This is a genomic window from Plantactinospora alkalitolerans, assembly GCF_015690345.1.
In the GTDB taxonomy this organism is placed as follows: Bacteria; Actinomycetota; Actinomycetes; order Mycobacteriales; family Micromonosporaceae; genus Plantactinospora; species Plantactinospora alkalitolerans.
In genome coordinates this window covers 16,073-42,209 of sequence record NZ_JADPUN010000226.1, presented here as the reverse complement: position 1 = coordinate 42,209, position 26,137 = coordinate 16,073, and the positions used below count along the sequence as shown (strand labels likewise).

The 26,137-nt window shown below is 70.4% G+C and carries 26 protein-coding genes and 1 pseudogene; 9 read left to right on the top strand and 18 right to left on the bottom strand.

From position 1 onward, the window contains the following. Positions 1-80: 80 nt before the first annotated feature. Positions 81-1,583, bottom strand: coding sequence for an Asp-tRNA(Asn)/Glu-tRNA(Gln) amidotransferase subunit GatB (gatB, locus tag I0C86_RS25690; RefSeq protein WP_196203842.1), 1,503 nt, complete (start codon positions 1,581-1,583; stop codon positions 81-83). A 140-nt stretch (positions 1,584-1,723) separates the two neighbouring features. Then, positions 1,724-2,416: a TetR/AcrR family transcriptional regulator C-terminal domain-containing protein gene (locus I0C86_RS25685; RefSeq protein WP_196203848.1), complete on the bottom strand. Its 693-nt coding sequence runs from the start codon at positions 2,414-2,416 to the stop codon at positions 1,724-1,726. 108 nt (positions 2,417-2,524) lie between these two features. On the opposite strand from I0C86_RS25685, the gene I0C86_RS25680 reads away from it, so the two are divergent. Next, positions 2,525-3,952, top strand: coding sequence for a DHA2 family efflux MFS transporter permease subunit (locus tag I0C86_RS25680; protein ID WP_196203841.1), 1,428 nt, complete (start codon positions 2,525-2,527; stop codon positions 3,950-3,952). A 61-nt stretch (positions 3,953-4,013) separates the two neighbouring features. On the opposite strand, the gene I0C86_RS25675 is transcribed toward I0C86_RS25680, so the two are convergent. Beyond that, positions 4,014-4,697: a response regulator gene (locus I0C86_RS25675; protein ID WP_196203840.1), complete on the bottom strand. Its 684-nt coding sequence runs from the start codon at positions 4,695-4,697 to the stop codon at positions 4,014-4,016. Continuing rightward, the gene (locus I0C86_RS25670) at positions 4,694-5,977 is read right to left on the bottom strand and encodes a sensor histidine kinase (protein ID WP_230394773.1); all 1,284 of its coding nucleotides are present in this window, start codon (positions 5,975-5,977) and stop codon (positions 4,694-4,696) included. Before I0C86_RS25670 ends, I0C86_RS25675 begins: the two co-directional genes overlap by 4 nt. A gap of 273 nt (positions 5,978-6,250) precedes the next feature. Between I0C86_RS25670 and I0C86_RS25665 the strand changes: the two genes are divergently transcribed. Next, positions 6,251-7,060: a class I SAM-dependent methyltransferase gene (locus tag I0C86_RS25665; protein ID WP_196203839.1), complete on the top strand. Its 810-nt coding sequence runs from the start codon at positions 6,251-6,253 to the stop codon at positions 7,058-7,060. Between the two features lie 107 nt (positions 7,061-7,167). Here I0C86_RS25665 and I0C86_RS25660 read toward each other — a convergent pair whose 3' ends face one another. From I0C86_RS25660 to I0C86_RS25640, 5 genes are all read right to left on the bottom strand, one after another. Further along, the gene (locus I0C86_RS25660; RefSeq protein ID WP_196203838.1) at positions 7,168-7,905 is read right to left on the bottom strand and encodes a hypothetical protein; all 738 of its coding nucleotides are present in this window, start codon (positions 7,903-7,905) and stop codon (positions 7,168-7,170) included. Positions 7,906-7,977: 72 nt separating this feature from the next. Then, complete coding sequence (locus I0C86_RS25655; RefSeq protein ID WP_196203837.1) at positions 7,978-8,595, bottom strand: hypothetical protein; 618 nt, start codon at positions 8,593-8,595, stop codon at positions 7,978-7,980. 3 nt (positions 8,596-8,598) lie between these two features. After that, on the bottom strand, positions 8,599-8,925 hold the full coding sequence (locus tag I0C86_RS25650; protein WP_196203836.1) for a YbaB/EbfC family nucleoid-associated protein: 327 nt from the start codon (positions 8,923-8,925) through the stop codon (positions 8,599-8,601). A gap of 55 nt (positions 8,926-8,980) precedes the next feature. Next, the gene (locus I0C86_RS25645; protein ID WP_196203835.1) at positions 8,981-9,907 is read right to left on the bottom strand and encodes a WXG100 family type VII secretion target; all 927 of its coding nucleotides are present in this window, start codon (positions 9,905-9,907) and stop codon (positions 8,981-8,983) included. 111 nt (positions 9,908-10,018) lie between these two features. Beyond that, complete coding sequence (locus I0C86_RS25640) at positions 10,019-10,342, bottom strand: hypothetical protein (protein ID WP_196203834.1); 324 nt, start codon at positions 10,340-10,342, stop codon at positions 10,019-10,021. Positions 10,343-10,773: 431 nt separating this feature from the next. Here I0C86_RS25640 and I0C86_RS25635 point away from each other — a divergent pair, with 431 nt between their 5' ends. The 3 genes from I0C86_RS25635 (at position 10,774) to I0C86_RS25625 (ending at position 14,188) form a co-directional block, all read left to right on the top strand. Beyond that, positions 10,774-12,213, top strand: a complete 1,440-nt coding sequence (locus I0C86_RS25635; RefSeq protein ID WP_196203833.1) for an FAD-dependent monooxygenase family protein — start codon at positions 10,774-10,776, stop codon at positions 12,211-12,213. Positions 12,214-12,323: 110 nt separating this feature from the next. After that, positions 12,324-13,160: a metallophosphoesterase gene (locus tag I0C86_RS25630; protein WP_196203832.1), complete on the top strand. Its 837-nt coding sequence runs from the start codon at positions 12,324-12,326 to the stop codon at positions 13,158-13,160. A 119-nt stretch (positions 13,161-13,279) separates the two neighbouring features. After that, positions 13,280-14,188 carry an alpha/beta fold hydrolase gene (locus I0C86_RS25625; RefSeq protein WP_323373844.1) on the top strand — a complete coding sequence of 303 codons (909 nt, stop codon included), beginning with the start codon at positions 13,280-13,282 and terminating at the stop codon, positions 14,186-14,188. Between the two features lie 86 nt (positions 14,189-14,274). Here the strand turns inward: I0C86_RS25625 and I0C86_RS25620 are convergent, their stop codons facing one another. The 6 genes from I0C86_RS25620 to I0C86_RS25595 all read right to left on the bottom strand — a co-directional run bounded on the left by I0C86_RS25620 (position 14,275) and on the right by I0C86_RS25595 (position 18,512). After that, a complete protein-coding gene (locus I0C86_RS25620; protein WP_196203831.1) occupies positions 14,275-15,357 on the bottom strand; it encodes a trypsin-like serine peptidase in 1,083 nt (360 codons plus the stop codon). Positions 15,358-15,537: 180 nt separating this feature from the next. Continuing rightward, a complete protein-coding gene (locus I0C86_RS25615) occupies positions 15,538-16,152 on the bottom strand; it encodes a hypothetical protein (RefSeq protein WP_196203830.1) in 615 nt (204 codons plus the stop codon). Continuing rightward, positions 16,152-16,709: a SigE family RNA polymerase sigma factor gene (locus I0C86_RS25610; protein ID WP_196203845.1), complete on the bottom strand. Its 558-nt coding sequence runs from the start codon at positions 16,707-16,709 to the stop codon at positions 16,152-16,154. Before I0C86_RS25610 ends, I0C86_RS25615 begins: the two co-directional genes overlap by 1 nt. Position 16,710: 1 nt before the next feature. Then, positions 16,711-17,163, bottom strand: a complete 453-nt coding sequence (locus I0C86_RS25605) for a hypothetical protein (RefSeq protein WP_196203829.1) — start codon at positions 17,161-17,163, stop codon at positions 16,711-16,713. Between the two features lie 31 nt (positions 17,164-17,194). Further along, positions 17,195-17,917, bottom strand: coding sequence for a hypothetical protein (locus tag I0C86_RS25600; RefSeq protein ID WP_196203828.1), 723 nt, complete (start codon positions 17,915-17,917; stop codon positions 17,195-17,197). Positions 17,918-17,987: 70 nt separating this feature from the next. Further along, positions 17,988-18,512, bottom strand: coding sequence for a helix-turn-helix transcriptional regulator (locus tag I0C86_RS25595; RefSeq protein WP_196203827.1), 525 nt, complete (start codon positions 18,510-18,512; stop codon positions 17,988-17,990). A 190-nt stretch (positions 18,513-18,702) separates the two neighbouring features. Here I0C86_RS25595 and I0C86_RS43760 point away from each other — a divergent pair. After that, positions 18,703-19,341, top strand: a pseudogene (locus tag I0C86_RS43760) (phosphatase PAP2 family protein); the annotation flags it as partial. Positions 19,342-19,380: 39 nt separating this feature from the next. On the opposite strand, the gene I0C86_RS25585 reads toward I0C86_RS43760, so the two are convergent. Together I0C86_RS25585 and I0C86_RS25580 are read right to left on the bottom strand one after the other, a co-directional pair. After that, complete coding sequence (locus I0C86_RS25585) at positions 19,381-20,064, bottom strand: response regulator transcription factor (protein WP_196203826.1); 684 nt, start codon at positions 20,062-20,064, stop codon at positions 19,381-19,383. Between the two features lie 7 nt (positions 20,065-20,071). Then, a complete protein-coding gene (locus tag I0C86_RS25580; protein ID WP_323373843.1) occupies positions 20,072-21,244 on the bottom strand; it encodes a sensor histidine kinase in 1,173 nt (390 codons plus the stop codon). Between the two features lie 574 nt (positions 21,245-21,818). Between I0C86_RS25580 and I0C86_RS25575 the strand changes: the two genes are divergently transcribed. The 3 genes from I0C86_RS25575 to I0C86_RS25565 all read left to right on the top strand — a co-directional run bounded on the left by I0C86_RS25575 (position 21,819) and on the right by I0C86_RS25565 (position 25,051). Beyond that, positions 21,819-22,706: an NmrA/HSCARG family protein gene (locus tag I0C86_RS25575; protein WP_196203824.1), complete on the top strand. Its 888-nt coding sequence runs from the start codon at positions 21,819-21,821 to the stop codon at positions 22,704-22,706. Between the two features lie 999 nt (positions 22,707-23,705). Continuing rightward, positions 23,706-24,140 (top strand): VOC family protein, encoded by a 435-nt coding sequence (locus I0C86_RS25570; RefSeq protein ID WP_196203823.1) that lies wholly within the window; start codon positions 23,706-23,708, stop codon positions 24,138-24,140. Between the two features lie 8 nt (positions 24,141-24,148). Then, entirely contained in the window at positions 24,149-25,051 is a 903-nt protein-coding gene (locus tag I0C86_RS25565) for an aminoglycoside phosphotransferase family protein (protein ID WP_196203822.1), read from the top strand. A gap of 17 nt (positions 25,052-25,068) precedes the next feature. Here I0C86_RS25565 and I0C86_RS25560 read toward each other — a convergent pair whose 3' ends face one another. After that, positions 25,069-26,058, bottom strand: a complete 990-nt coding sequence (locus I0C86_RS25560) for a DUF1152 domain-containing protein (RefSeq protein WP_196203844.1) — start codon at positions 26,056-26,058, stop codon at positions 25,069-25,071. Positions 26,059-26,137: the final 79 nt, after the last annotated feature.

Here is a 26,137-nt window from a genome sequence, read left to right as displayed (position 1 = left end):
CCCCCACCCCCACTGGCTGAGGTGTTAAAAGGGGCCCCCGCTTATGCAGAAAACGATAAGCGGGGGCCCTTCCTTACAGGTCAGCCCTCGACGCCGAGCCGGGACAGGATCAGCGAGCGGACGGTCTTGGCGTCCGCTCCCCGGGTGCTCTTCATGACCGCCCCGACCAGGGCACCGGCCGCGGCCACCTTGCCGTCCCGGACCTTGGCGGCGATGTCCGGGTTGGCCTCGATCGCCGCGTCGACGGCGGTGGTCAGCGCGCCGGTGTCGGAGACGACCTCCAGGCCCCGGGCGGCCATGATCTCGCGCGGCGAGCCCTCACCCGCCACCACGGCCTCGAGCACGGTACGGGCCAGCTTGTCGTTCAGCTTGCCCTCGTCGACCAGGAGTTGCAGTTCCGCGACCTGTGCCGGGCTGGCGCCGACCGCGGACAACTCGACACCTGCCTCGTTGGCCCGCCGGGACAGCTCGCCCAGCCACCACTTCCGGGCGCCGGCCGGCGTCGTCCCGGCGGCCACGGTCTGCTCGATCAGCTCGACCGCACCGGCGTTCAGCACCGACTGCATGTCGTGGTCGGACAGGCCCCAGTCCTGCTGCAACCGCCGACGGTGCACCCGGGGCAGTTCCGGCAGTGCGGCCTTGAGCTCGGCGACCCAGGCCGAGTCCGGCGCCAGCGGCACCAGGTCGGGCTCCGGGAAGTAGCGGTAGTCGGTGGCGGTCTCCTTCGACCGGCCCGAGGTGGTGTCGCCGCTGTCCTCGTGGAAGTGCCGGGTCTCCTGGACGATCCGGCCCCCGCCGTCCAGTACGGCGGCCTGGCGCAGCATCTCCGACCGGACCGCCCGCTCGACCGAGCGCAGCGAGTTGACGTTCTTGGTCTCGGTCCGGGTGCCCCACTCGGCCGACCCGGCGGGCGACAGCGACGTGTTCACGTCGCAGCGCAGCGAGCCCTCCTCCATCCGGACGTCGGAGACTCCGAGCGTGCGGAGCACGTCCCGCAGCTCGGTCACGTACGCCCGGGCGACGATCGGCGCCTTCGCCCCGGTACCGGGGATGGGCTTGGTGACGATCTCCACCAGCGGGATGCCGGCCCGGTTGTAGTCGACCAGCGACTCCGTCGCACCCTGGATCCGACCGGTGGCGCCGCCCACGTGCAGGCTCTTTCCGGTGTCCTCCTCCAGGTGCACCCGCTCGATCCCGATCCGGACGATCTCCCCGTCGACCTCGACGTCGAGGAAGCCGTCCACGCAGAGCGGCTCGTCGTACTGGCTGATCTGGAAGTTCTTCGGCATGTCCGGGTAGAAGTAGTTCTTCCGGGCGAACCGGCTCCAGGAGGCGATCGAACAGTTCAGCGCCAGGCCGATCCGGATCGTCGCCTCGATCGCCGCCTTGTTGGCCACCGGCAGCGAACCGGGCAGACCCAGACAGACCGGGCAGACACGGGTGTTGGGCTCGCCGCCGAAGTCGGTCGGGCAGCCACAGAACATCTTGGTGTTCGTGCCCAGCTCGACATGGGTCTCCAGGCCGATCACCGGGGCGTAGCGCTCGACGACCTCGTCGTACGAGGGCAGGACGGTCGTGCTCATCAAGACTCCAGCTCTCGGGCGGCAACCGCCCCCGGCAAACATCCGGACAGAACCCTGCAAGCCTAATGGCTCACCCGACCCGGCCTCGCCCGGGTTTGGCGGGGGATCGTGGCGCGCCATCGGCGCACCGCCACCGGCGGTCAGACCCCGGCGGCGGCCGGGGAGCCGGTCGGCCGCACGGCCCGGACGCCCGCCACGATGAGGTGTACGGCCAGGGCCTGGTCGCGCCGTCCACTGGCGCAGTGCACCAGGGTTTCGGCGGAGGCGACGACGTGCGGGTAACGCCGTGGCGAGAGGGCCGCCAGCGCCGCCCGCTTGGCCCGGAACCGCTCGTCCCTGACCTCGGGATCGGAATCCTCCGTGGTCCCCGGTGCGGGGGTGACGATGGCGATCAGGGAGCCGATCACCTGACTACCGATCTCGGCGGCCTGGTCCGTGGAGAAGCCGGCTTCGGCCAGGAGTGCGAGGGCCCGTTCGGCCACGGTCAGGCCGGGTTCCGAGGCGAGGATCCGGTGCAGGGTGAGCCCGGCGGCGTTGGGATGCGGCGACAGCGCGGCGAGGATCGCGGCGAGGAGATCCTGTAGCTGTTCGTGCCAGGGCGCGTCGCCGGGCTCGGGCACGACGACGGCGGCGAAGAGCCGTTCGGCGATCGCGTCGAGGAGTTCGTCCTTGTCCCGGAAGTGCCGGTAGAGGGCCATCGGGGTGACGCCGTGGTGCTGGGCGAGCCGCCGGACCGTCAGCGTGGACAGCCCCTCGGCGTCCGCGATGGCCAGGGCGCTCTCCGCGATCCTGTCCGGATCGAGGCGCCGCTGCCGGCCGGTGTCCTTGCTCATACCTGCCACGTCGCCAAGTCTACACCGTAGACTTTTGGTCTACGGTGTAGACATACTACGTAGACGTACGCCGTATACATCCGACCACTTCCGCAGACGAGGTAGGTAATGCGACGCAGTCCCTGGGCCACACTCGCGGTGCTGGCACTCGCGCAGTTCATCGTGGTGCTCGACGTGACGATCGTGAACGTCGCGCTGCCGCACATCCAGGCCGACCTGGGCTTCGCGCCCGAGAGCCTGCAATGGGTCATCAGCGCGTACACGCTGCTCTTCGGCGGCTTCCTGCTCCTCGGCGGCCGGGCCGCCGACCTGCTCGGCCCGCGCCGGGTCTTCATCGCCGGGCTCGTCCTGTTCGGGGCCGCCTCGCTGGTCGCCGGGCTGGCCGACTCCCCCGGCTTCCTGATCGGCGCGCGGGCCGTCCAGGGCCTGGGCGGCGCGATGCTGTCCCCGGCCGCGCTGGCCCTGCTGACCGTCACGTTCCCGCACGGCCGCGAACGGAACATCGCGATGGGAGTCTGGGGCGGCCTCGCCGGACTCGGCGGCACCCTCGGCGTCGTCGCCGGTGGCCTGCTCGTCGACTCGCTGAGCTGGCAGTGGGTCTTCTTCGTCAACGTGCCGATCGTGATCGGGCTCGTCGCCGTCATCCCCGGCTACGTCCGGGACATCCGGCACAACCCGGACGGCGCCCGAACCTTCGACGCGGCCGGAGCGCTGCTCGGCACCGCCGGGCTGCTCTCGGTCGTCTTCGGAGTGGTCCGGGCCGAACCGAGCGGCTGGGGATCACTGGAGGTGCTCACCTTCCTTCTCGGCGGTGTCGCCCTGCTCATCGCCTTCGTCGCCGTCGAAGCCCGCTCCGCCGCCCCGCTGGTCCCGCTGCGTCTGTTCCGGTCCCGGGCGCTGGGCGTGTCGAGCGCAGCCCTGGCCCTCAACGGCGCCGCGTTCCTGTCGATGTTCTTCCTGACCGCGATCTACCTGCAACAGGTACGTGGCGACTCGGCTCTGGAAGCCGGGCTGCACTTCCTGCCGATGGGCGCCTCGGCCATCCTCGGTGCCGTCCTCGCCAGCCAACTGGTGCACCGGCTCGGCACCCGTACGGTGCAGCTCACCGGGGCCACCGTCGGCCTCGTCGGCCTGCTGCTGCTCGGCCAGGCCGGAGCCGGTGGCAGCTACACCACCGAACTGCTCCCCGGACTGCTGCTCTTCGGGTTCGGCATCGTCAGCCTCAGCGTGCCGGCCCAGATCGTCGCCGTCGCCGACGTTGCCAACCACGAGGCGGGCGCCGCATCGGGCGTGGTGAACGCCTTCTTCCAGGTCGGTGGCGCGCTGGGCCTGGGCGTCGTCACCACGCTCTCCACCACCCGCGTCGGCGACGCGCTCGCCCAGGGAGCCGGCCAGCAGCAGGCGCTGGTGGAGGGCTTCCACCGGGGCCTGCTGGTCGCGGCGGCGTTCGCGGTCGCCAACGTGCTCCTCACCCTGGCCAGCCCGCAACTGCGACCCGACGCCGAGCGGGTCGCCGAGGTGGCGGCCGTCGCCTGAACCGGACCGAACCGCACCGGCCGGCGACGGGAGATCACGTCGACCGGCCGGCGGCGGGGACTCAGACCGGCGGTTCTGGCGACGAGCCGGGGCGGACCAGGCCGGTCTCGTACGCCAGGATCACGAGCTGGACCCGGTCCCGGACCCCGAGCTTGCCGATCGCCCGGCTGATGTGGGTCTTCGCGGTCAGCGGGCTGATGAACAGGCGCTGCGCGATCTGCTCGTTCGACAGGCCGGTGGCGATCAGTTGCAGCACCTCACGCTCCCGCTCGGTGAGCACCGACAACCGCGCCTCGGTGTCGGTGGGCGCCACCGGCCGGTGCGCGAACTGTTCGATGACCCGGCGGGTGACGCTGGGCGACAGCAGCGCCTCGCCGGCGGCCACGATCCCGACCGCCTGGCGGAGTTGCGCCGGTTCGATCTCCTTGGTGAGGAAACCGCTCGCCCCGGCCCGTAGCGCGGCGAAGACGTACTCGTCGGTCTCGAAGGTGGTGAGGATGATGACCCGGCACCCGGACAGCGTCGGGTCCCGCACGATCCGTTCGGTGGCGGCGAGCCCGTCCATCCCCGGCATCCGGATGTCCATCAGCACCACGTCGGGCCGAAGGGTACGGGCCTGCCGGACCGCCTCGTCGCCACTGGCCGCCTCGCCGACGACCTCGATGTCCCGGCCCCGGCCGAGCAGGCTGCGGAACCCCGCCCGGACCAGGGCCTGATCGTCGGCGAGCAGCACGGTGATCGTCACGGCCGGAAGCCTGCCACAGGGATCGTGGCGTGCACCGCGTAGCCGCCGCCCTCGGCGGCACCGGCCCGGAAGGTACCGCCGAGCGCCGCCACCCGTTCCCGCATCCCGTTGATGCCGTGACCGGGCACCGCATCCGGTCCCGGACCGACCCCGTCGTCGGTGACCACCACGCCCACCGAGTCGGCGGTGATGTCCAGCCGCACCGTGGCCCGGCGGGCCTCGGCGTGCTTGACGGTGTTGGTCAGGGACTCCTGGATCACCCGATAGCTGGCCAGGGCCACCGGCGCGGAGACCACTGCCGGATCGCCACTGGTCTCCACGACGACCTCCAGCCCACTGTTCCGGCTCCGTACCACCAGGTCGGCCAGGCCGGCCAGGTCGGTCTGGGGTGCGGGTACGGCACCGGCCTCGGAACGCTCATCCGGCGACCGCAGCACGTCGATCAGAGACCGCAGGTCGGCCACCGCCTTGGCCCGGACCTCCTGGGCGGTACGGAGTGCCGCTCGCGCCTCGGCGGTGGAGTCGTCCAGCGCCTCGTCCACGACCCGCAGTTGTACGCCCACCACGGTCAGGGTGTGCGCCACCACGTCGTGCAGTTCCCGGGCGATCTGCAACCGCTCCTCGGCGGACCGCCGATCCGCCTCCAGTTTCCGTTCCTGCTCGGCATGGGCCAGCCCGGCGGCGAGTTCGGTACGCCACCGCGACCAGTTGCGGTACGCCACGGCCACGGCGATGAGCAGTGCCAGGCTGACCGCCTCGCCGCCGACCTCGCCGATCGCCCGCTGCGCAGCCTGCCCGTCCACCGACCACTGCCAGTTGACGGCGAAGAGCAGCTGGAACAGGCCCGCCCCGATCGCCCAGCGCAGCCTGGGGCGGGCGGAGGTGTCGTCCGCCGCGACGACAAAGAAGATCACCGCTGCCGGCCACACCCAGCCGGCGTCGGTCAGTTCCGCCGTACGCATCGCGATGATCGCGGCCAGGCTGGTCAGCAGCACGGCCACCGGCCAGCGGCGGTGGGCCAGCAGGAGCAGGCCGAGCGTGGTGGCCATCGGCACTGTGCCCTCGTACGTGATCGGCGCCCCGGCGACGGCCGTACCGACCAGCACGCCGAACGTCGTCAGGCCGGCCAGCGCCAGGTCCCGCCAGACCGGCCGGCGCACAACCGCCGATCCGGCTCCGGTCCCGGGCCCACCACCTGCCACCATCGGTCGAGCATGCCCGATCTCCGGTCGACTCCGGTCCGGGACCTGCTGGTCCGCGTATCCGGTTTCTGTTTTCATGTCGGTCGTCCCTCCTCGGCGAAGCTGACGACACCGACGCTAGGCATAGCCAACTGCCGCCGCGTCGACCAACGGCCGTCATCCCCGGGTACGCCAACCGAGCACGACCTACGCCAGACGCGGTAGCCGGCGTACCGACCGGGCTCCCTGGCGCGGCATCCGTGGCGCGGCATCCGTGGCCCGCCATCCGTGGCCCGCCATCCGTGGCCCGCCATCCTGCTAATGTGCGCCGGTCAGGCGTCGACGCCGCGTCAGAGAAGGGGCCCGCTGCCAATGACCGCGTTCGACCGCATGCAACGAACGCACTGGGCGGGACAGGCGGAGGCGTACGAACGCTCTTTCGTCCAGCTCTGCGCTCATCCGGCGGCGGCGCTGCTCGACGCCGCGCGGGTCCGGGCCGGAACGCGGGTGCTGGACGTCGGCACGGGTCCGGGGACGGTCGCCGGCCTCGCCTGTGCCCGGGAGGCGCGGGTAATGGCGGTCGACGCCGAGTTCAGCATGCTGGGGCTGGCCCGCCGCCGCGTACCGCAGGCCGGGCTGTGCCACGCCGTCCTGCCCGAGCTTCCGTTTCCGGACGACCACTTCGACGCGGTGGTGGCGAACTTCGTACTCAACCACGTCGGGGACCCGGCGGTCTCGGTCGCCGAGCTGCGCCGGATCGTCCGTCCGGGCGGTCGGATCGCCGCGACGGTCTGGCCGAGTCCCCGACCGCCGTTGCAGCGACTCTGGGAACAGGTCTTCGACGCCGCCGGGGTCCGACGTCCGGCCGATGAGCCGGCCGTCCCGCCGGAGCGGGACTTCGCGCATACCGCCGAGGGATTCTGTGAGCTGCTCCGCTCCGCCTCGCTGACGGACGTGCGCTGCGAAACCATCGCCTGGGTCCACCAGACCGATCCCGAGGACTGGTGGTACGGCACCGCCAGCGGCATCGGACGTCTGGGCAGGGTGATGGCGGCCCAACCGCCGGAGGTGGTCGAGCAGATCCGACAGCACTACGACCGCCTCACCACCATTCACCTCACCGACGGCGGCGTCCTGGCGCTGCCCACCGCCGCACTGCTCGCGTCCGGGCGGGTGCCCTAGTACTGGCCGAGCCGGGCGACACCGTGGCGGCGCCCCGTGGGCGGGTCCGTCGAGACGGCACCCGACGCCCCTCGGAGCATGAGGGGCATCGGCACCGCGGCGGCGCCTCAGCCCGGGCCGGTGGTACCGAACAGGACCGCGACGAGCACGGCACAGAGCAGCGCGACCGGCAGGCCCCACCGGACGGCGCCGAGCAGCCACCCCCGGGTTCTGACCGATTCGGCCCCGGTGACGGGATCGACCACCCGGTCGGCCAGCAGCCGGCCGGAGAGCAGGGGCCACCAGGCGAACAACAGCACCACCAGGCCGACGCCGAGCAGCGGCCAGGCCGATGCCCGGAGCACCTCCTGCGGCCAGACCAGTTGCGGAACGGTCGTCACGGCGATCCCGACGCCCGCGACCAGGCCGAACCGCCAGTCGAAGCCACCGAAGCGGCGGCGACCCGGCCGGAGCAGGAACGCGGCGACGCCGACGATCCCGGCGACCCCGACGGCGACCGAGACGAGTTGACCGACCGTGACGGTGGCCCGGACGTCCCGGGTGGCCGCGTCGACCCCGGCGAGCAGGGACATCACGCCGGTCAGGGTGCCGCTCGCGACGAGTACGCCGCGCCAGAGCTGGCGTCGCCCGGCCGGAGAACCCCGCCCGGATCGGCGACCGTGGGCGAGGGCCGTGGCGTACTCCGCCGGCTCGCCGAACGCCTCGGTGGGATCGACGCCGGAGTCGGCGCAGTACGTGTCGATCTCGGCGAGCGCCTCACCGATCTCGGTGCCGGGCAGCCGGCGCAGCCGGGCCTCGACGAGGAACGCCTCACGCCAGTCGTCCAGCACCCAGCCCCGGCTCATGGTCGAACCTCCTTCGCGCCGGGCGGCCCCCGTACCCGTCGTCCGTCGGCCACGGTACTGCGCGGCGCATACTCAGCCGCACAGGGCGTCGCGCAGTTCACCGGCCCGACGACGGCCCATGCACAGCGGACCGGTCACCTCCAACCAGGAGCCGTCCCGGAACATCACCCGGAGCCGGGCACCGTGCAGCCGGTGCCAGCGCTGACGGGCGCCCGTGATCTCCGCCCGGTGCACCGACCACAGCGGCTTCAGCTTCGCCGCCACCACCGGCTTGCGTGGCTCGCCGAACGGTCGGACCTCGTTGGAACGGCCGACCCGCAGCACCATCAGCCGCCGGTCGGTCACCACGACCAGCAGCTTGTCGTCGGTCGGCACCGCGCGCACGTAGCCGGCTGCGACCGAGTCGAGCCGGCCGCGCGCCGCGCGACCAAAAAAAAGCCGGATCAGCCAGTCGGTGGGGCCGCCGCCCCCGAGGTTGTCGATGAACTCGATGCCGCTGAGCGCGGCGCCGGCCAGGCCCATTCCGGCGACCTTCGCCCCGTCGCCCGGGGCCGGTTCCGGCGGTCGTGGCGGCGGGTCCGGCGCCAGTCCGTGCGGACGCTTGGCCTCGCTGCACGCGAGCATCGCCTCGCCGGGTTCCAGCCGGTGGGCGACCGCGTCCCCGTACAGGTGGTGGTGGTCGGTACCCACGGCTCAGCCCAGCGGATAGTCGTCGGCGGCGCTGCCCAGCACCTCCCGCATCGAATCCTGCAGCCGCCTGGTCGCCTCCCGCTGCGCCCGCCGGATCGTGCCGGTGATCTCCGAACCAAGCTGGTCGGGGCTGTACCGCATGCCCCGGGAGGTGATGTCCACCCGGTCCACCCGACCGCCGTGGTCGACCGACACCCGCACGGCGCCGCTCTCGCTCTCCAGCTCGACCGGCTGCTGCCGGAGTTCCTCGACCCGGCGGTTCATCCTGTCCTGCAGGCCGTCCAGGCTGTTCGCGAGCTGCTCCAGCCGATCCAGCGCGGGGTATTCCACGTCGTTCCTCTCCTGCCCTCGTCCGCCCGGATCGGGCGACCGCCGGCCCGGTGGGTCAGCCCACCGAGTCGATCAGATCCTGCACGCTCTTGGTGTACGGGCCGATGTCGTCCCGGTAGGTGCCGTCGGTCGCGTAGTTGCGGTCCTTCTGGCCGTCGCGGATGTCCTGCCCGCCGACCACGGTGTCCAGCACCGCCCCGCCCTTGCCGCTCAGGTTGACCGGCGACGCCTGGTTGAAGACGAAGCGTGGCAGGCCGACCTTGAGGCCGTACTCCTTCGCCACCGCGAGGCCCTGCGGGGTCCGACCCTGCTGTCGCCACATCGCGTACTGCTTCTTGAGCTTGCGCAGCTCCATGACCCGCTTGCGGTAGGTGGTGAGCAGGGCCTTGACGTCGTCGAGCTTGCGGGCCAGCTTCACCAGGACCCGGACCAGCCTGCTCACGATCCGGGCGCCGCGACCCAGCGTCAGTGCCAGCCGGGCGAGCCAGCGTACGGCGAACGCGGCGATCGACGCGCCGAAGCTGAGGAACGCCGCCGCGGCGGCGATGATCGCCTCGATCAGGAAGGCGGTCAGGAACTCGAAGATCAGCTCGCAGAGCAGGTTGAACGCGTCCACCGCGGCGTTCGCCGCCTCGACCAGCACCTCCTTCGCCGCCGCCAGCCCGTCCCCGAGTTGCCGGATCGACTCCTCGACGTTGGCCAGGCCGGTCTGGAACGCGTTCGCGGCCTCTCCGCCCCAGGCCGGCGGTTGCAGCCGGGCCCGGTCGCTCGCCTGCTGTGCGGCGATCCCGAGTACGTCGGTCGACGCGGCGAGGCAGCGCTCGGCGCCCCGCATCAGGTCGTCGGGGTCGCCGGCCACCTGTTCCAGGAGCTGCTCGAACGGCGACAACACCGTACGGGTGAAGCCCTGCAACGGTTCCGGCACCGAGCCGACGAACTGCTCGAAATAGGTCTTGCTGCGCTCCAGCGCGACGGCCGACACTCAGCCATCCCCCTTCGTGGTTTCTGCACGCGTCGTCATGGGTGATCCGCCCGGGGCTGCCGGTGGTCGTCGACCGGCCCCGCCGACCGGTCCGGTCAGCCGCCCGTCCGGTCAGCCACCGGTCCGGAACCGCCCCTGTGCGGCGGCGTCGCTGGCCAGGTACGCGTCCCGCTCGGCGGTGATCGCGTCGGCGATCACCTCCATCACCTCGACGCCGTCCGCCAGCGCCTGGAGGCAGTCGTCGAGGCACGTCTCGTACTGGTCGTAGAGCGTGAACGAGGCGGGCATGATGCCGAACGAGGAACGCCCGACCGCGCCGTCGCGTAGCCGCCCGCGTATCCCGTCGAAGTCGTCCGCCCGCGCGTAGCTGGTCTTGGAGAAGGTCTCCAGCGCCGCCGGGTCCACGGTGAAGCCGTCGCCTGAGCCACCGGTCATGGCAAGGACCCTAGTCGATCATTTCATCTGGATCATCCCGCCCTTCCTTCCGACGGGAGATCTTCGCGGGGGCGAAGCCGGCCCAACCATCCGAATTGGCTGGTAAAGCCACCTGTGCCAGCGGCGGCAGACATTGACGTACACCAGAGAGTCACTCTACGATCACTCTTCGATGCCCCCGTTGTAATGCCATCCCGACGCCACGCTGCCGAGTCCGCCATCGTCGACGGACACCTGCCGGAACTTCCGACGTACGAGCAGGACGAGAACGGGACCGGCCCGCAGGACGGGTCGTGAAGTTCGATAAATCGTCGAGAACGATCGATCAGGCCGAATGCGACAACAACCGTCCCATTGACGTCAATTCATCGCGATTCTTGACGACCAGTGCGCCTCCATAACTTGAGTACATCTCATCACTGGAGCCAAGCATGTCTGTTGACAGAAGATCCGGTCACGCCATCGTGCTCGGCGCCAGCATCGGTGGCCTGCTCGCCGCCCGGGCGCTCAGCGAGTCGTTCGAGAAGGTCACCGTCTTCGACCGTGACGACCTGCCGGCCGGCGCGACCAACCGCCGGGGCGTACCACAGGGCGAGCATCTGCACGGGCTGCTCGCCCGGGGACGACAGATCCTCGAGGAATTCTTCCCCGGGTTCACCGGCGACCTGACCGCCCAGGGTGCCGTTCCGGTCGACGTGCAACGGGACTGCATCTGGCGAAACGACGGCCGGGCCATTCCCCGGGCCTCCTCCGGAATACGCGGGATCTGTCTCAGCCGCCCCGCACTGGAGGCGTACGTCCGCGACCGGGTCCAGGCGATCGCGCACGTCGAGATCCGCGCCGGTCACGAGGCGCTGGGCCTGCTCACCGACGCCACCGGCGACGCCGTCAGCGGCGCCCGCGTGCTTGCGAGGAACGACGTCCGCCTGCCGCCGGGGCACGACACCGGCCCGGTGCCGGGACACGACACCGGGCCGCCGCCGGGACACGACACCGGCCCGCCGCCGGGACACGACGTACGCGACCAGGGCGGCGTCGAGCAGCGACACGACGCCGAACTGGTGGTCGACGCCACCGGACGGGGCAACCGAGGGCCGACCTGGTTGGCCGAGATCGGCTTCGAGCGCCCGCCGGAGGAACGGGTCGACCCGCAGACGACCTACGTGTCCCGCGACTACCGCCGGTCGCCCGGCGACGCCGACTTCGCCGCGACCGTGACGTCGCCCTCGCCCGCCAACCCGCACGGTGGCATCGCCATCGCCACCGAGGGAGACCGGTGGATGGTCACCCTGTTCAGTGCGGGCGGCGCCGAGCCCCCGCCGACGGACCCCGACGGCTATCTCGAATTCACCGCCCGGCTGCCCGCCCGGGAGCTTCGTGACCTGCTTCACCGGGCCGAGCCGCTGGGCCCGCCACGGCCCATCCGGCTGCCCACCAGCGTCCGGCGCCGCTACGAGCACCTGCGCCGCCTACCGGAGGGATTCATCGCGGTCGGGGACTCGGTCTGCACCTTCAATCCCGCGTACGCCCAGGGGATGACCGTCGCGGCAGCGCAGGCGAATGTGCTGCGGGACCTGCTTCTCCACAAGGGACGCGGCGGGTTGACGCGGCAGTACTTCGCCGGGGCGGCGAAGGTCAACGACGTGGCGTGGGACATCGCCGTCGGCGCCGACCTCCGGTATCCGGCCGTGGTCGGCCCGCGCAGCCGGAAGACGAACTTCCTCAACGCGTACGTCGGCAGGCTGCACGTCGCGGCGGAGCGGCATCCGGTCGTCGGCCGGCGCTTCCTCAGCGTGGCGAACCTGATGACCCCGCCAACGGCACTCTTCGCCCCCGGCATCCTGGCCCGGGTGCTCTGGTCCGGGCGGTGACCCGCCGCTCCGGCCGCTGACCGGCCACCGCCGTGCCCCGGGATCGGTGGTGTCGGCGGGATACGCTCGCCGGGCGTGAGGTCGACTCAGCACGGGAAACGGGAGTGGAGATGGCCCGGGTAGTTGTTGTCGGAGACGTCGGTGGCCACCCTGGCCAACTTCGCGACGCGCTCTCCTCGCTCGGCGCGGACGTCGACCGGCATCACCTGCCCGAGGGGATGACGGTGGTCCAGGTCGGTGACCTCGTCGATCGTGGTCCGGACAGCCGGGCGGTGCTGGCCATCGTGCGCGGATACCTCGAAAATCAGCCGGAGCGATGGATCCAGCTGGTTGGCAACCACGAGTCGCAGTACCTGCCCGGTGGCGCCGAGTTCTGGCCGGAACGCCTGGACGACGCCGACGCGGACCTGCTGCGGTCCTGGTGGGCAGAGGGCCGACTGCGGGTGGCCGTCGCGATCCGGACGGCGGACGGGGACGACCTGCTGGTCACCCACGCCGGGCTGACGGTCGGCGCGTGGCGGGAGCTGGCCGAGCCGCCGACCGCCGCGATCGCCGCCCGGCTGCTCAACGAACGCCCGCAGCCGTTGATCTTCCGGGGTGGGGAGTTCGGGGTCGACCGGGCGGCCGGCCCGTTCTGGGCCGAGGCCGGCTGGGAACTGCACGAACCCTGGCTGGAGTTCTACGCCGGTGGCGGGTTCGTGCCGTTCGGCCAGGTACACGGGCATTCCCAGCCCGTACGCTTCGCCGACCGGACCTGGCGCTGCCCCGGCCGGGTACGCCAGCGCGCCACCGTCGACTGGTCCGCCCGGCACGTCCGGGTACGGGTCGGCGGCCGGGTCTTCACCGCGATCGATCCGAAACACGGGCGCACCGGGGCGGCGGAGTGGACGCCGCTGATCCTCGACGGTGCGGAACTTCTCACCGCGCACGAGCTGCCCTCGGCCTGACCGGCACGCCCGGCGGCCGGCAGACCACGAACGGGGTACGCCGACGGGGTACGCCGATGTCGATACCCGCCCGAGCAGGACCGCAGGCCCGGCAGTATGAGGAGGACATCACAGCTCGGGTGGGCGAACGGGGGGGCATCATGGTCGGCGGCGTACATCACCGGACCGCGACGGTCGACGGCTTGGACGTCTTCTACCGCGAGGCCGGCACGCCCGGGGCGCCACCGCTCGTCCTGCTGCACGGCTTTCCGACCAGTTCGCACATGTTCCGGGAGCTGATGCCGGCGCTGGCCGACCAGTACCACCTGGTGGCCCCCGACCACATCGGGTTCGGCTACTCCTCGGCGCCGCCGCTGAGCGACTTTCCGTACACCTTCGACGCGCTGACCGACGTCACCGCGGGCCTGCTGGACCAGCTCGACATCCGCCGGTACGCGGTCTACATGCAGGACTACGGAGCGCCGATCGCGCTGCGACTGCTGTTACGCCGCCCGGAGAGCATCTCGGCGATCATCAGCCAGAGCGGGAACGCGTACCCGGAAGGATTCGTGGAGGAGTTCTGGAACCCGCTGTTCGCGTACGCCAGCTCTCCCGGACCCGAGACGGAGGCCGCCGCCCGGCAGGCCTTCAGCGAGAAGATGGTCCGCTGGCAGTACGAGCACGGCGTATCCGACGTCAGCCTGGTCAGCCCGGACGCCTGGCGGCACGCTCTGGAGGTCCTCGCCCGGCCCGGAAACGACGAGAACCAGTTGCAGCTCTTCCGGGACTACAAGACGAATCTCGACATCTACCCGCAGGCGCAGGAGTCCTTCCGGCAGACCCAGGTGCCGCTGCTCGCGGTCTGGGGAGCCAACGACAAGATCTTCGGCCCGGATGGTGCCCGCGCCTTCAAACGGGACCTGCCCAACGCCGAGGTTCACCTGCTCGACGCCGGGCACTTCGCGCTGGAGACCAACGTCGACGAGATCGCCGGCCACGTCCGGGAGTTCCTCGGCCGGATGCAGGCTCAACCGGCCATGGCCCGCTAGTACCAGACAGGCACGGCCCCGGCGGGCGAACCCGTTGCACCGGGTCCACCCGCTGGAGCCGCACCACAGGACGGCCGATCAGGTGATCAGAGGTTCCTGGTCTGGTTGTAGAGGTTCAGTGCGGTGTTGTCGAAGAACGGCGAGATCATGATGGTCGGAGAGACGATCCGGTCGATCCGGCTGTTGACGCCGTACAGGTAGCCGAAGTTTCCGTCCCAGTTCAGCAGCCAACCGCCGCCGCTGGAGCCACGGGTCATGTCGCAGGGGATCCGGATGGTCTGGGTCGCGCCCGGGAACTCGGGTTGCGAGGCGCCGGAGCAGCGCATCAGGTTGCCGCCGTCGAAGGGCGCCTCCTGCGGGTAGCCGAAGGCGTTGATCGCGACGTTCAGGCCCCGGTTGACGTCCAGGCCCTGCCCGCCGAGTTGGGTGACGATGTGCCGGCCGTTGAGCGTGTTCATGATCGCCACGGCCATGTCCTCGTTGAAGTTTCCGCTGGCCTGCCAGGCCGGTGCGGGAATCAGGCGCGCCGCGGTCCAGGTGCCGAACGGCCGCTGGTTGGCCAGGTCGTCGTCGAACGCGGGCACGAACGCCCAGTTGGTGGCCAACGCGCCGGCCGCGCCGCCGGAGTGGGTGCAGTGCCCGGCGGTCCAGACGGTGTCCTGACCCTCCGAGTTGATCACCGTGGCGGAACAGACGAAGTTGCCACCGTTCAGGGTGAAGAACACCTTGCCGCTGGTCCGGGCCGTCGGATGGTTGGACGCGAAGTTCGGGTTCAGCGCCGCGGGGACGGGGCCGTTGTTCGGTACGCCCAGCGCACCGGCGGCCGGCGGGACGGTCAGCCGGGCGCCCCGGTCGACCGACTGAGGGGCGGCCTGGCCACTGTCGACGTACCGCTTGACCGCCTGCCGGTAGGCCGGCGACTCCTCGGCCGGCTGCGCCGCCCGCATCCGCTCCGGCGTCCAGTACGCCACGATCGCCTGGTGCTCGGTGGCGCCCGCTCCGTACGCGGCCCGACCGGCGGCCCACGCGTCGGCGGTGGCACCGGGGTCCAGGCCCGGTGCCGGTGCGGCACTCGCCGACTGGCCCAGCGCCAGCGCGGGCGCCGCAGCCAACACCAGTGCGACCGCCACCTTTGTCGCCCAGTTGGCCCTGTTCGCGAGAACTCTCATGTACCGTCTCCTCCTCGGTAGGCATCGCGCCGACCCCTCCGGCGCGACTACTGGGGAGATCGTCATCGATGTCCAGCACGGTCGCCGGGCATCCTGGACGTGGTTGGACACGCCTGGACGTCTGGTCGGCCGGGAACAGGCGGCGCCGGACGCCGACGCCCGCGACGCCCGCTCTGGAACCTAGTTGTACGTGCAGAATGGCGGCTGGTCGCCGGACGTCTTCTTGATCCCCAGGTCCGCACAGTCGAAGGCGCTGCCCTCGGAGTGCCTTCGCCAGCCGCGGTCCGGATCGTATCGGAAGAGGATCACGCCATCGCCCTGTTGATCGGGCGTGGGAGCAGTCAGACCGGCACTGGCCCAGCCCTTCCAACATTCCACCGAATCGGCATCGATCCGGTAGCCGTCCGACAGCTGCGCCACCCGCTGCAAGGTGGACGCCCGCACCGGGCAGCCGTCGCTGACGGGGGCCCTCGATGAGGCGGATGAGGCGGGCGAGCGGGTCGGCGGCGACGAAGCTGGCGGGGACTGTGCGGGTGAGGGTGACCGCAGCGTCGGGGTGGATACGGGGCCCGAGAGACCGACGACCGGGCCGCGTCCTGGCGCTCCGCCGTTGATTGCAGCGATGCCTGCGCCGATCCCCAGGACGGCGATCGCCGTGGCACCGACGTTGAGCATGGTGCCGCGTCGGCGCATCCGCCGGGACGTGGCCAGTGAGCGCTCGTACAGGTCGGCGTTGCCGCCGTGCTCGGCCAGGTCGCCCATTGCACGGCGGAGCGGATCGAGGTCGTCGGTCATCAGGATGCCCCCCGCGCCGTGGCGGGCGCCAGCAGCTCCGGCGCGATGGTGCGCATCCGGGCCAGCGCCTTGCTGGTCTGGCTCTTTATCGTGCCGACGGAGCAGGACAGGATCTCGGCGGCCTCTGCCTCGCTGCGGTCCTCGAAGAACCGCAGCACCAGCACGGCCCGCTGCCGCCGGGTGAGCTGAGCCAGCGCCCGGTGCAGCGAGATCTTCAAACTGACGCGGTCGGCGTGGTCACTGGCCGGCTGGGCGAGGTCGGCCATTTCGCCGGGCAGCGTCTCGGTGACGCGGCGCCGGCGCCACCGGCGGAGATGCAGGTGATACATCGCGGTACGGGTGTAGGCCTCGAAATGCCCGTCGTCGGCGAGCCGACGCAGTGCCCGATGGGTGCGTGCCAACCCGTCCTGCACCAGGTCCTCAGCCAGGTACCGGTCGCCGGTCAGCAGAAAGGCGCTCCGCAGCAGTGCCGCGGTGCGGGTCCGCACGAACTCGTTGAACCGCACCTCGACCGGGTCATCCCCTGCGGGGAGTACGGCGCCGGATGCCGGTGACATCTCAGTCGTCGCGACAGCCGACCTGGTCACCGATCTCCTTCGGGATGCCGTGCGGTGTGCATTCAAGCGCGCTGCCCTCGACCACCATCGTCCAGCTACCGGCCCTGTACTCGAACAGAATCACACCATCGCCCTGCAACTCGGGTTTGGGGGCGATCAGGCTGGCCGTGGCCCACCTCTGGGCGCAGCGGATCTGGTCCGGATCGATCCGGTAGCCATCGGACACCCCCGCCGCCCGCTCCAGGGCCGCGACGCTGGCCGGACAGGCGGCCTTCACCGGCTCCACGGCAGCGGTGGACGCTGCCGTGGCCGTGGTCGGTGTGGCCGACGTGGCACTGGATTCGGGCAGCGGAGTGCCGACCAGAGGTACCGGTCGTGGCGAGGCAGCGGTGCAGGCTGCCAACCCCGCCAGCAGGGTGACGGGCACGAGGACCCACAGACGCTTCACGTTCATCGTTCCTCCGGACCGGGATCGACGGTTACGTTCAGGTACAGCCGATCCGGGTCGGCGAGGTTGCCGCCGAACGAGAACTTTCGCCGAGCAGTCGCCCGCGCCGACGCGACCGGGAGAAGAACGCCGACAGTAGGAAGACCCCGAAGATCAGCAGATTGAGGATCCACCGAGGGTCGTCGACGTGCAGCGCCGCGGCGAACTGCACCTTTTCCGCCGCGGTCAGCACCGCCGTGGAGCGCTCCGCCGCGGCGAAGTCCAGGCGGTCGGGGACGAACACGAGGTACGTCCAGATGCGGTGGACGAAGTAGAGCGTGGCCGCGGTGACGAAGAGGATCCGGCGGGCGCCGGGACGCCATCCGAGGACCAGCAGGCCCGGGATGACGAGGAGTTCGGTGGGGACGTTCGCCGCGATAGCGATGGGAATGCTGGGCAGGAACATCGTCACCATCGTCTCCCCGGTGATCGACGAGCTGTCCAGCGCGGTGCCCAGCATCATCAGCCCGACGGCACCGCCGAACGCGAACAGTGCCATGGTCACGCAGCCCAGCGCCACGAGGCCGTCCTCGGCCCAGGCGCTCAGCGCCGGCCTGCGGTTGGCCCAGCGCGCGGCGAGTCCGATGAGGACCGCCCAGCCGGCTGCGATCAGCAGTGCGATCGGCGGTGGCAGGAACTCCATCAGAGACAGGCCCTGCACCACGACGGTGAATACCGCGACGAGGGCGAGCGGCGTGAGCTGGTCGATACGTTGCTTCATGCCCCGGACGCTAGGCAGGACCATCGGGTGCGGCATCTGCCGAAAGAACTACCTGTGGTTTAAACCGGGTTTAGTCGAGCAGTCCGGCCTCGCGGGCGTGCGCAACGGCCTGCAGACGGCTCGCCGCCTCGAGTTTGCGGAAGATGTGGTTGAGGTGCGCCTTCACCGTGCCGGGCGCGACGAAGAGCACCCTGGCGATCTCCGCGTTCGTTCGGCCGGCCGCCAGGTGGTGCAGCACCTCCATCTCGCGCGGGCTGAGCGTCTCGGCGGGCGTGCGCCGCACCGCGACCGGCGGCGGACCCTGGACGGCGACGGGTACGGGTACGGCGACGGGGACGGCCGGTACGGGAACGTCTGCCGCCGCCGTGCCGGCGCTGGCCGGGGCCGCAGGGGCCCGGCGGACGGCCAGCACCGTGATCGTCAGCACGAACGCCCCGAAAAGCGGGATCACCCACCACTGTCCGCCGCCGTGCTCCACCATCGCGAACGAGAGCCCGACGACGACCATCGCCCAGACGAAACAGCCGACCAGCACGGCGGCGATGATCAGGCGCCTGCGGATGGACGGTCTCCGGAGCCAGGCGGTGACGCGCATCGACAACTCCCCCGAGGTCAGGAATCCGCGCCGAGCCTAACCTGGGAGACTTGCCGAGCCGAGGGCTTGTGCGGCAAGAGCAGCCGCATAACGACGAGGTCTCCTGTGGCGTCAACCCTGACCATCGTCCAAGTCCGACCTTGCCATTCGGCGCAGGCATCCGACTGCTGCCGCTCCTACGTTCGAGGCCATGGAAACGCAGTCTCGAGAAAGCTTACGGGTCACCCGCCTGCTGGGCTCCGTGGCATTGCTGGGAGCGGGAGTTGGAGCGATTGTCTGGCTGTCCCCAGGTGGGTTGGGCAAGGTTGACGCAACTGAGGTCATGCGGGGAACTTCGGTGTCCGCGTACCGGTCGGTGACCGGAGCTGTGGCGGACGCGCCGGCATGGATGGGCTCGCTTCTTGAGGTGGCCACCGAGGGCACCCTGGTGATCCTTGGACTGTTGCTGGTCTGGCTGTGCTGGACCGCAGTCCGCCGCAAGGACGCGGCCAGCGCCGCAGGGGCCGTCGTGATCGGTGTCGGCACCGTTGCCGCCTACGCGATCAGCGAGGCCCTGAAACTGGTCGTGAACGAGGAGCGGCCCTGCCGAGCGTTGCGAGGGGTCGAGGCGATCGCGGAGTGTCCGGAAGTGGGCGACTGGTCTTTCCCGAGTAACCACGCCACCCTGGCCGCCGCTCTCGCGGTCGGGCTGGCCGTGCTGCGGCCTCGTCTGGTTTTCGTGACACTGCCGTTGGCCGGGGCGGCGGCGCTGCTCCGCGTCCTGGTGGGAGTCCACTACCCCCACGATGTGCTCGCCGGTGCGATTCTCGGCGGTACCGTCGCGGCTGCTGTGTTGCTCGCTGTGATGCCGCTCGCGGTACCGGCAACATCATTGCTGGTCAGGCGCTGGTGGCGGAACGATGCCGGCCTCATGAGCTACAACGGCGGCAGCGGCCCGGTTGTCCACACCCAGACGGGCCAGGACGGAGCTGACGTGCGCCTTGACCGTTCCTTCCACCACATGCAGTCGGCGGGCGATCTGGCCGTTGGACAACCCGCTGCCGAGGAAGGACAGCACTTCGCGTTCCCGGGTGGTGAGCACATTGACCCGTTCACGGGCGGCGCCACGCCGACTGGCCAGGGCACCGGCGCCGCTCGACGCGAGGTACGCCACCACTCGGGCCGCGACCCTCGGTGACAGGTAGGCGGCGCCGTCAGCCACCGCACGGACTCCCGCGATCAGTTCCTCGGGCTCGCCCGATTTGATCAGGAAACCGGCGGCGCCGCCGCCCAGCGCCTGGAGGATGTGGTCGTCCTCCCCGAACGTCGTCAGCATGATCACACCGGTGGTCGGCACCGTCCTGCGGATCTCCGCCGCCGCATCGATGCCGTTGACCTTCGGCATCCGGATGTCGATCACGGCCACCTGGGGGCGGTGGCGCCGGACCAGTTCCACAGCCTCATGCCCGTCGGCTGCCTCGGCGACGATGTCGATGCCGGGATCGGTGGACAACACGGCCCGCACGCCTGCACGGATCATCGCCTCGTCGTCGGCTATCAGGACCCGGATCATCGAACGCTCACGGCGTCAGGGCATCGAGAGACACCAGCACGTTCCGCTGGAAGCACAGCCGGTACGCGTCTCCGGACCGGTCGTCGAACCGATCGGCCGTCATCGCGTAGTACTCGCACGTAATACCTCGTCCCTCTGGTTCGGTAGCCGACGGGCGGTGGATCGTCTGACGGTCCGGCAGCACACGCTCGACCTCGGAGCGATCCTGCCCCACCCGCAGGCGGGCGTAGTCGCGCGGATCCAGCACCGAACGTGACGCCGACAGCGTCTCCCACACCATCAGCGTTCCGCTCAGCACCGCGCCGGTGACAAGAGGCAGCATCACCGCTGTGACTAGGGTGCGGCCGGCACGGAGTCGAGCACGGCGGTATTCCTGCGGCAGTTCGCCCCTCTGTCGATGAGGAGTGGGGTCGGCCGGGAGCGGTGCCTGCGCTGGGGGCATGTGCGGCAGCCGGGCGACGACTGCGTATCCGCCGCCTTGAGGGCCGTACTCGAAGAAGCCTCCGGCCAACCGGACTCGTTCATCGAGACCGATGAGGCCGCGGCCTCCGCTCCGTGGACGAGAGCCGGCCGCAGCCGACGCGGGGCCGTTCTTCACCGAAACCGCTGTTTCTGTCGCCGTATGCGACACGTGGACGGTCGTCGCCGCATGGGGAGCGTGCTTGGCCACGTTGGTCAGCGCTTCCTGCACGACGCGATGTGCGGCCCGCTCGACCACCGGGGGAAGTCCTGCTCTCTCGCCATCGACATGCAGTTCGACCGCGATCCCGGACGCGGATGCCTCGTCCACCAGATGCGTAAGGCTGGACCTGGACGGCCGCATCGGTGCGTCATCTGATTCCTCGCGCAGGACACCGATCACCTCGCCGAGACGCTCCACCGCAGCCGCGGCCTTGGCCCTGATGTTCTGAACAGCCAGCCGATGATGGTCTTCCAGGCCAGGCGCGAGCTTCAGTGCGCCGGCCGACAGCGCTATCAGACTGAGGTCATGGCCGAGAACGTCATGCATGTCCTGCGCAATGCGAGCCCGCTCAAGCAGCCTGGCCTGCTCAGCGACCAACCGCTGCTCTCGTTCCAGGTGCTCGGCCCGCTCCCAACCGGCCCTGATCAGTTCCTGGTACTGGCGCCAGAACCGACCCGCGAACCAGGGCAGCATGGCGGCGAGCACCACCACCCCCACGAACCGACTCCCTACACCCAGCCACGAGGGCACCACGGACGCGGACACTATTCCGGCCGCGACAACTGCAACCAATACCAGTACTGTCGGACGGATTTTCCCAGGTCGCCGCCCTGCCAGGAACGCGGTGGCCACGGTTGGCACGGCCCACCACGGACTTACCACACTCAAACCGGCCGCTACCGTCGTAGCCGCCGCCAGCAGGTTGCCTGGATCAAACACCCGCCGGAAGCCAGCCAGGCTGCCTCCGGCCGCGCTCTTCCCGGTCGTGGTCGCGTTCACAGACATGACGGTATGTAAGACGCGGACCATCCGGCACTGCCGAAAGTTCAATCCTGACTGGCATCGAACGGACGTATCACCACCAGGCCACGGCGAACCCCGAACCGGCCCGGGTCAGCGGAGATGCCTTGATCCGCGGGGCGACCTTCTCAGAAACCCGCATCAACTCCATCAAGGTGGCGGCATGTGGTCGAACTTCCGGCACGGGGCCGTCCGGCGCGCTTGACCTCAACCGCAGTTGAGCCCGCAGGATCGGCATCGTTGTCCACCAATGCGATCTGGGAGTCTCCTCGTGACCACTGTTCTCGTCATCGGCGCCACCGGAAAGCAGGGCGGCGCGGTGGCCGACCTGCTGCTCGACCACGGCCACGACGTCACCGCGTACGTGCGGTCACCCGAGTCGCCGTCCGCCCGGGCACTATCCGCCGCCGGGGCTCGACTGGTCACCGGCGACCTGGCCGACAGGGAGGCGCTCGCCAGTGCCACCAAGGGCGTCGACGCGGTCTTCGGCCTGTCCGTACCGTTCGGCTCCGGTGGCAAGGACGAGGAGGTCGCCCAGGGTCGCCTCCTGACCGACGCCGCAGGGCAGGCCGGGGCGCATCTCGTCTACTCCTCGGTACGCGGTGCCGACCGGCTGGGCGAAACCGACCTCGACCACGCCGACAGCAAGCAGCTCGTCGAGGCGTACCTGCGGGACCAGCCGGTACGCGCAACCGTCCTCGGACCGGTGTACTTCATGGAGAACGCCCTGAACACCGGGTTCAGCCGCCTTCCCGACGGCGTCCTGGCCAACCCGCTCTCTCCCGGCAAGCCGCTGGACCAGGTGACCGTCCGGGACATTGCCGGCCTCGCCGTGCACGCCATCGAGCACCCGGACCGGTTCGTCGGCGAGCGGATCGACGTCGCCTCCGACCGGGTGACCGGCGAAGAGGCGGCCCGGATCCTCAGCGAAGTGCTCGGCCGCGAGATCCCGTACCAGCAGATGCCGTTGGACCAGGTCCGTCAGTGGGCCGGCGACGAGATCGCCGACATGTTCCAGCGTTTCGAGGACAACACCGACTTCCTCGACATCGACGCGCTGCACGGCAGGTATCCGGATGTGGCCTGGCACAGCTACGCCGACTGGGCTCGCACCGTCGACTGGGACCGCGTCCTGGACGGACAGCCGCAGGGGCGGTAAGCGGCTACCCGAGGAGGCCGCTCGGGGGCTCGGTGCGAGCGCCCCGAGCGGCGGATCCGGCAAAGGTTCACCAGGTGAAGCGGGCCTGGATGGCCGACAGGTGGGATCCCTTCTGCCACACCACGGTGCCGTCGCCAGCGGTGCTGGCTGCGGTGCTACCTCGGCAGGTGGCTGATGATCCAGCGCCACAGCGGGTTCCTCCGCCGGGTGGTCTGCGCCTCCGCCTGCCGGAATGCTTCGACCGCGGCGAAGCCGTAGTGGAAGGAGCCGCCGCGTCTCGCCGTCGAGCGGCGTCCTGCCGTAGACGATGCGTGAACCGGTGTCGATGATCATCGCCTCGGGCAGCATCGTACGGCGGACCGCCGAGTTCACGCCGTCCGCGCCGACGAGCACGTCGGCGCGCTCGGTCGGGCCGTCGACGAACCGCAGCGTCACACCGTGCGCGTCCTGCTCGTACCCGACGAGTTCGCGGCCGTGGTGGATCCGGTCGTCGAGGCCGGTACCGAGGATCTCGCGGAGCGTGCCACGGTTGACCGCTGTGCTGAGCGTCTCCGGCCTGTCCAGATCCCGGTTCGGGTCCTCCGGTGTCTCGTGCACGACGCGCAACTGGGCGGAGAGCACGCTGAACTTCCGGCTGGGCCGGCCCGCCGTCGCGAGGAAGAGCCGGAACAGCTCCGGCGACAGGCACCTGTCGAGTGCGAGGCCGGCCCGCGCGTCCACGTGCAGCCGGTAGCCCTGCCGGCGGATGCCGGCCGCGACGTCACGCTCGTAGACCTGGACGTCGACACCGGCCCGTACGAGGCCTTGGGCCAGGCACAGCCCGCCGAGGCCGGCACCGGCCACCGCGACCCGCACACCGCTCATCGACCCGTGCCGCCTTCCGTTCGCATCGTCATCGTACTTAGCGGGTGGGCGGTAATTCGTCGGGCCGGATTTCCCGACCTGGCCCTGGCAGGGGCCCGTGGACCCGACGAAAGACCCCGCCCCTATGGTTGAGCGATGGCGTCGGTCAAGCAGATCCAAGTCACCTTCGACTGCGCGGAACCCGAGCGCGTCGCCCGGTTCTGGTGCGAGGTGTTGGGGTACGTCGTACCGCCGCCACCGGAGGGGTTCGCTACCTGGGACGATTTCGATCGCGCGCTGCCGCCCGAGCAGCAGGGTGCGGCGTTTGCCTGCGTTGATCCCACTGGCGTGGGTCCGCGGCTTTACTTCCAGCGCGTTCCGGAAGGAAAGGTCGTCAAGAATCGGGTGCATCTCGACGTGCGGGTCGGCACCGGGCTCGTCGGTGCGGAGCGGCTGGCCGTACTTGAGGCCGAATGCGCCCGCCTGGTCGCGCTCGGCGCGGTACGCGAGCGACTACTGGCTGCCGATGAAGACAACGAGTCGTGCATCGTGATGCAGGACATCGAGGGCAACGAGTTCTGTCTCGACTGAGTGACCGCGTGCCCATCCATGATGACGAGGTCCGAGTCACCGTCGGGCAGGTACGCCGTCTGGTGGCGGCCCAGTGCCCGCAGTGGGCCGACCTTCCCGTGACACCCCTGCCCGACGAGTTGGAGGGCACGGACCACGTACTCTTTCGGATCGGCAACGAACTCGTCGCCCGGATGCCCAAGATTGCCTCGGCGGTAGGCCAGGCCGATTCTGATGCGCGGTGGCTGCCCTTGCTGGCGTCCCACCTGCCCGCGCGGATCCCCGTTCCGCTTCACCTGGGCGGGCCGGGCGCGGGGTACCCGTGGCGGTGGACCGTGGTGCCGTGGGTCGTGGGAAGTACGCCTCCCAGGCTCGGCTGTGACGACGTACGCCTGGCCCGCGATCTGGCGGCGTTCGTCCACGCCCTGCACGGCGTGGATCCGGCCGGTGGTCCGGTCAAGCCACCGGGTTCCCGCGGATCCGCTCTGCTCCACGCCGACCAAGCCGTCCGCCGGGTGCTGCCCCGGCTCGCCGGGCACGACGACGGCTTCGATGTGACCGCGGCGGAGGCGGCCTGGGAGGCCTGCCTGGCCGCTCCTGACTGGGACCGCGACCCGGTATGGATCCACGGTGATCTGCAGCCAGGCAACCTGATCATCGACAGCGGCCGGCTGACCGCGGTCATCGATTTCGGCGCACTCGGTGTCGGCGATCCGGCGCCGGACGTTGCTCCGGCGCTGTGGACCTTCACCGGCGCGGCCCGGGACGCCTACCGGGACGCAATCGGGTACGACGACGCCACCTGGCGCCGCGCCTGCGGTTGGGCCCTCGCACCGTCACTGACCGGCATCGACTACTACCGGCGTACCTTTCCGCGAATGGCCGAGCACGGCCGCCGAATGGTCCGGGCAGTGATCGCCGAACTGGCGTGAGTGCCACTGCACGGCGTTCAGTGGGGATAGGCGCGGGGGATGCGGGTGGAGATCTCGTTCCGGAACGCCTCGATGCGCCCGATCACCTGGCGCCTGCCGAGGGTGTGCTCGATACGGTCGAGGTAGAGGCATCGGGCGGCGAGCTTGTCGAGATCGACCGTGAAGTGAATCGCCATTAGCGGGTTGACGAACAACGCGCTGCCGCTGGTGCGCCTGGTGAAGTGGACGTCTCCGAACGCGCCGCTGGTGGCGGCCGCGATCTGGCCGTGGACGATGCTCGGCCGCGTCGGGGTGGCTGCCTGGGCGTCGGCGACGGCGTCGCGGTACAGCACCGCTTCCCGACTCGCGCCGGGTATGGACAACGCGCCGAGGTAACCACCGTCGCGGTCGAGCGCGGCGATGTTCTCCAGCACCTGGACGTGGTTGACGCCGTCGTGGGCGTCGATACCGAAGCCGAGACAGGTGACCAGCTTCACCGGTAGGTCGAGGCCGGCCACCGAGGCGAGGCTGGTGATGTCCTCCACCGGTGTGCCGAGGGTGGTCTCGTCGCCGCGCAGCAGGATGTCGGTGCCACCGTCGACCAGCACCACCGCGTCGATGTCCAGGCGTTCCACCAGGTACCGGTAGGCGTCCCGCAACGGCTGGACACCGAGCGGAGGAAAGGCGTACACCGTCGACGGCAGGTCATGAGCCGCCAGCCACCGGGCCAGTGTGCGCTCGGGGAAGTACCAGTCCGGGCTGGTCGAGTCCGGTGTGACCGCGGCCACGTGCTCCGCCGCCCACGAGTTCCGGTCCATCAGTTCGAGTTCCGAGAAGGACAGGTTCGCCAGGTGTACCCGCACGCCGCTGTGCCACAGCGCGAGGGCCAGCGGCAGACCCGCGTACACGTCGAAACCACCGCCGGCACCGGCGATCAGGACGCTGCGGGCCGGGGCCAGGGCGGCGAACAGCGGCGGGGTGGCAAACGAGAACGTGCCTGGTTCCACGGACGGCGCGGCAGGGCTCATCACCGGTCAATGATCGGCGACCGACGCAACCCCGGCGATGCCGCCAGCTATGCCACCGTCGACCGCCTCCGGGCAGTCG

Excerpts from the sequence above, each read along its gene's own strand:
- I0C86_RS25680 (WP_196203841.1), top strand. The coding sequence starts at position 2,525 with ATGCGACGCAGTCCCTGGGCCACACTCGCGGTGCTGGCACTCGCGCAG.
- I0C86_RS25640 (WP_196203834.1), bottom strand. The coding sequence starts at position 10,342 with ATGACCGGTGGCTCAGGCGACGGCTTCACCGTGGACCCGGCGGCGCTG.
- I0C86_RS25585 (WP_196203826.1), bottom strand. The coding sequence starts at position 20,064 with ATGATCCGGGTCCTGATAGCCGACGACGAGGCGATGATCCGTGCAGGC.
- I0C86_RS25560 (WP_196203844.1), bottom strand. The coding sequence starts at position 26,058 with ATGAGCCCTGCCGCGCCGTCCGTGGAACCAGGCACGTTCTCGTTTGCC.
- I0C86_RS25665 (WP_196203839.1), top strand. The coding sequence starts at position 6,251 with ATGACCGCGTTCGACCGCATGCAACGAACGCACTGGGCGGGACAGGCG.
- I0C86_RS25670 (WP_230394773.1), bottom strand. The coding sequence starts at position 5,977 with ATGAAAACAGAAACCGGATACGCGGACCAGCAGGTCCCGGACCGGAGT.
- gatB (WP_196203842.1), bottom strand. The coding sequence starts at position 1,583 with ATGAGCACGACCGTCCTGCCCTCGTACGACGAGGTCGTCGAGCGCTAC.
- I0C86_RS25600 (WP_196203828.1), bottom strand. The coding sequence starts at position 17,917 with ATGAAGCAACGTATCGACCAGCTCACGCCGCTCGCCCTCGTCGCGGTA.
- I0C86_RS25660 (WP_196203838.1), bottom strand. The coding sequence starts at position 7,905 with ATGAGCCGGGGCTGGGTGCTGGACGACTGGCGTGAGGCGTTCCTCGTC.
- I0C86_RS25605 (WP_196203829.1), bottom strand. The coding sequence starts at position 17,163 with ATGAACGTGAAGCGTCTGTGGGTCCTCGTGCCCGTCACCCTGCTGGCG.
- I0C86_RS25595 (WP_196203827.1), bottom strand. The coding sequence starts at position 18,512 with ATGCGCGTCACCGCCTGGCTCCGGAGACCGTCCATCCGCAGGCGCCTG.
- I0C86_RS25615 (WP_196203830.1), bottom strand. The coding sequence starts at position 16,152 with ATGACCGACGACCTCGATCCGCTCCGCCGTGCAATGGGCGACCTGGCC.
- I0C86_RS25630 (WP_196203832.1), top strand. The coding sequence starts at position 12,324 with ATGGCCCGGGTAGTTGTTGTCGGAGACGTCGGTGGCCACCCTGGCCAA.
- I0C86_RS25685 (WP_196203848.1), bottom strand. The coding sequence starts at position 2,416 with ATGAGCAAGGACACCGGCCGGCAGCGGCGCCTCGATCCGGACAGGATC.
- I0C86_RS25610 (WP_196203845.1), bottom strand. The coding sequence starts at position 16,709 with ATGTCACCGGCATCCGGCGCCGTACTCCCCGCAGGGGATGACCCGGTC.
- I0C86_RS25635 (WP_196203833.1), top strand. The coding sequence starts at position 10,774 with ATGTCTGTTGACAGAAGATCCGGTCACGCCATCGTGCTCGGCGCCAGC.
- I0C86_RS25620 (WP_196203831.1), bottom strand. The coding sequence starts at position 15,357 with ATGAGAGTTCTCGCGAACAGGGCCAACTGGGCGACAAAGGTGGCGGTC.
- I0C86_RS25570 (WP_196203823.1), top strand. The coding sequence starts at position 23,706 with ATGGCGTCGGTCAAGCAGATCCAAGTCACCTTCGACTGCGCGGAACCC.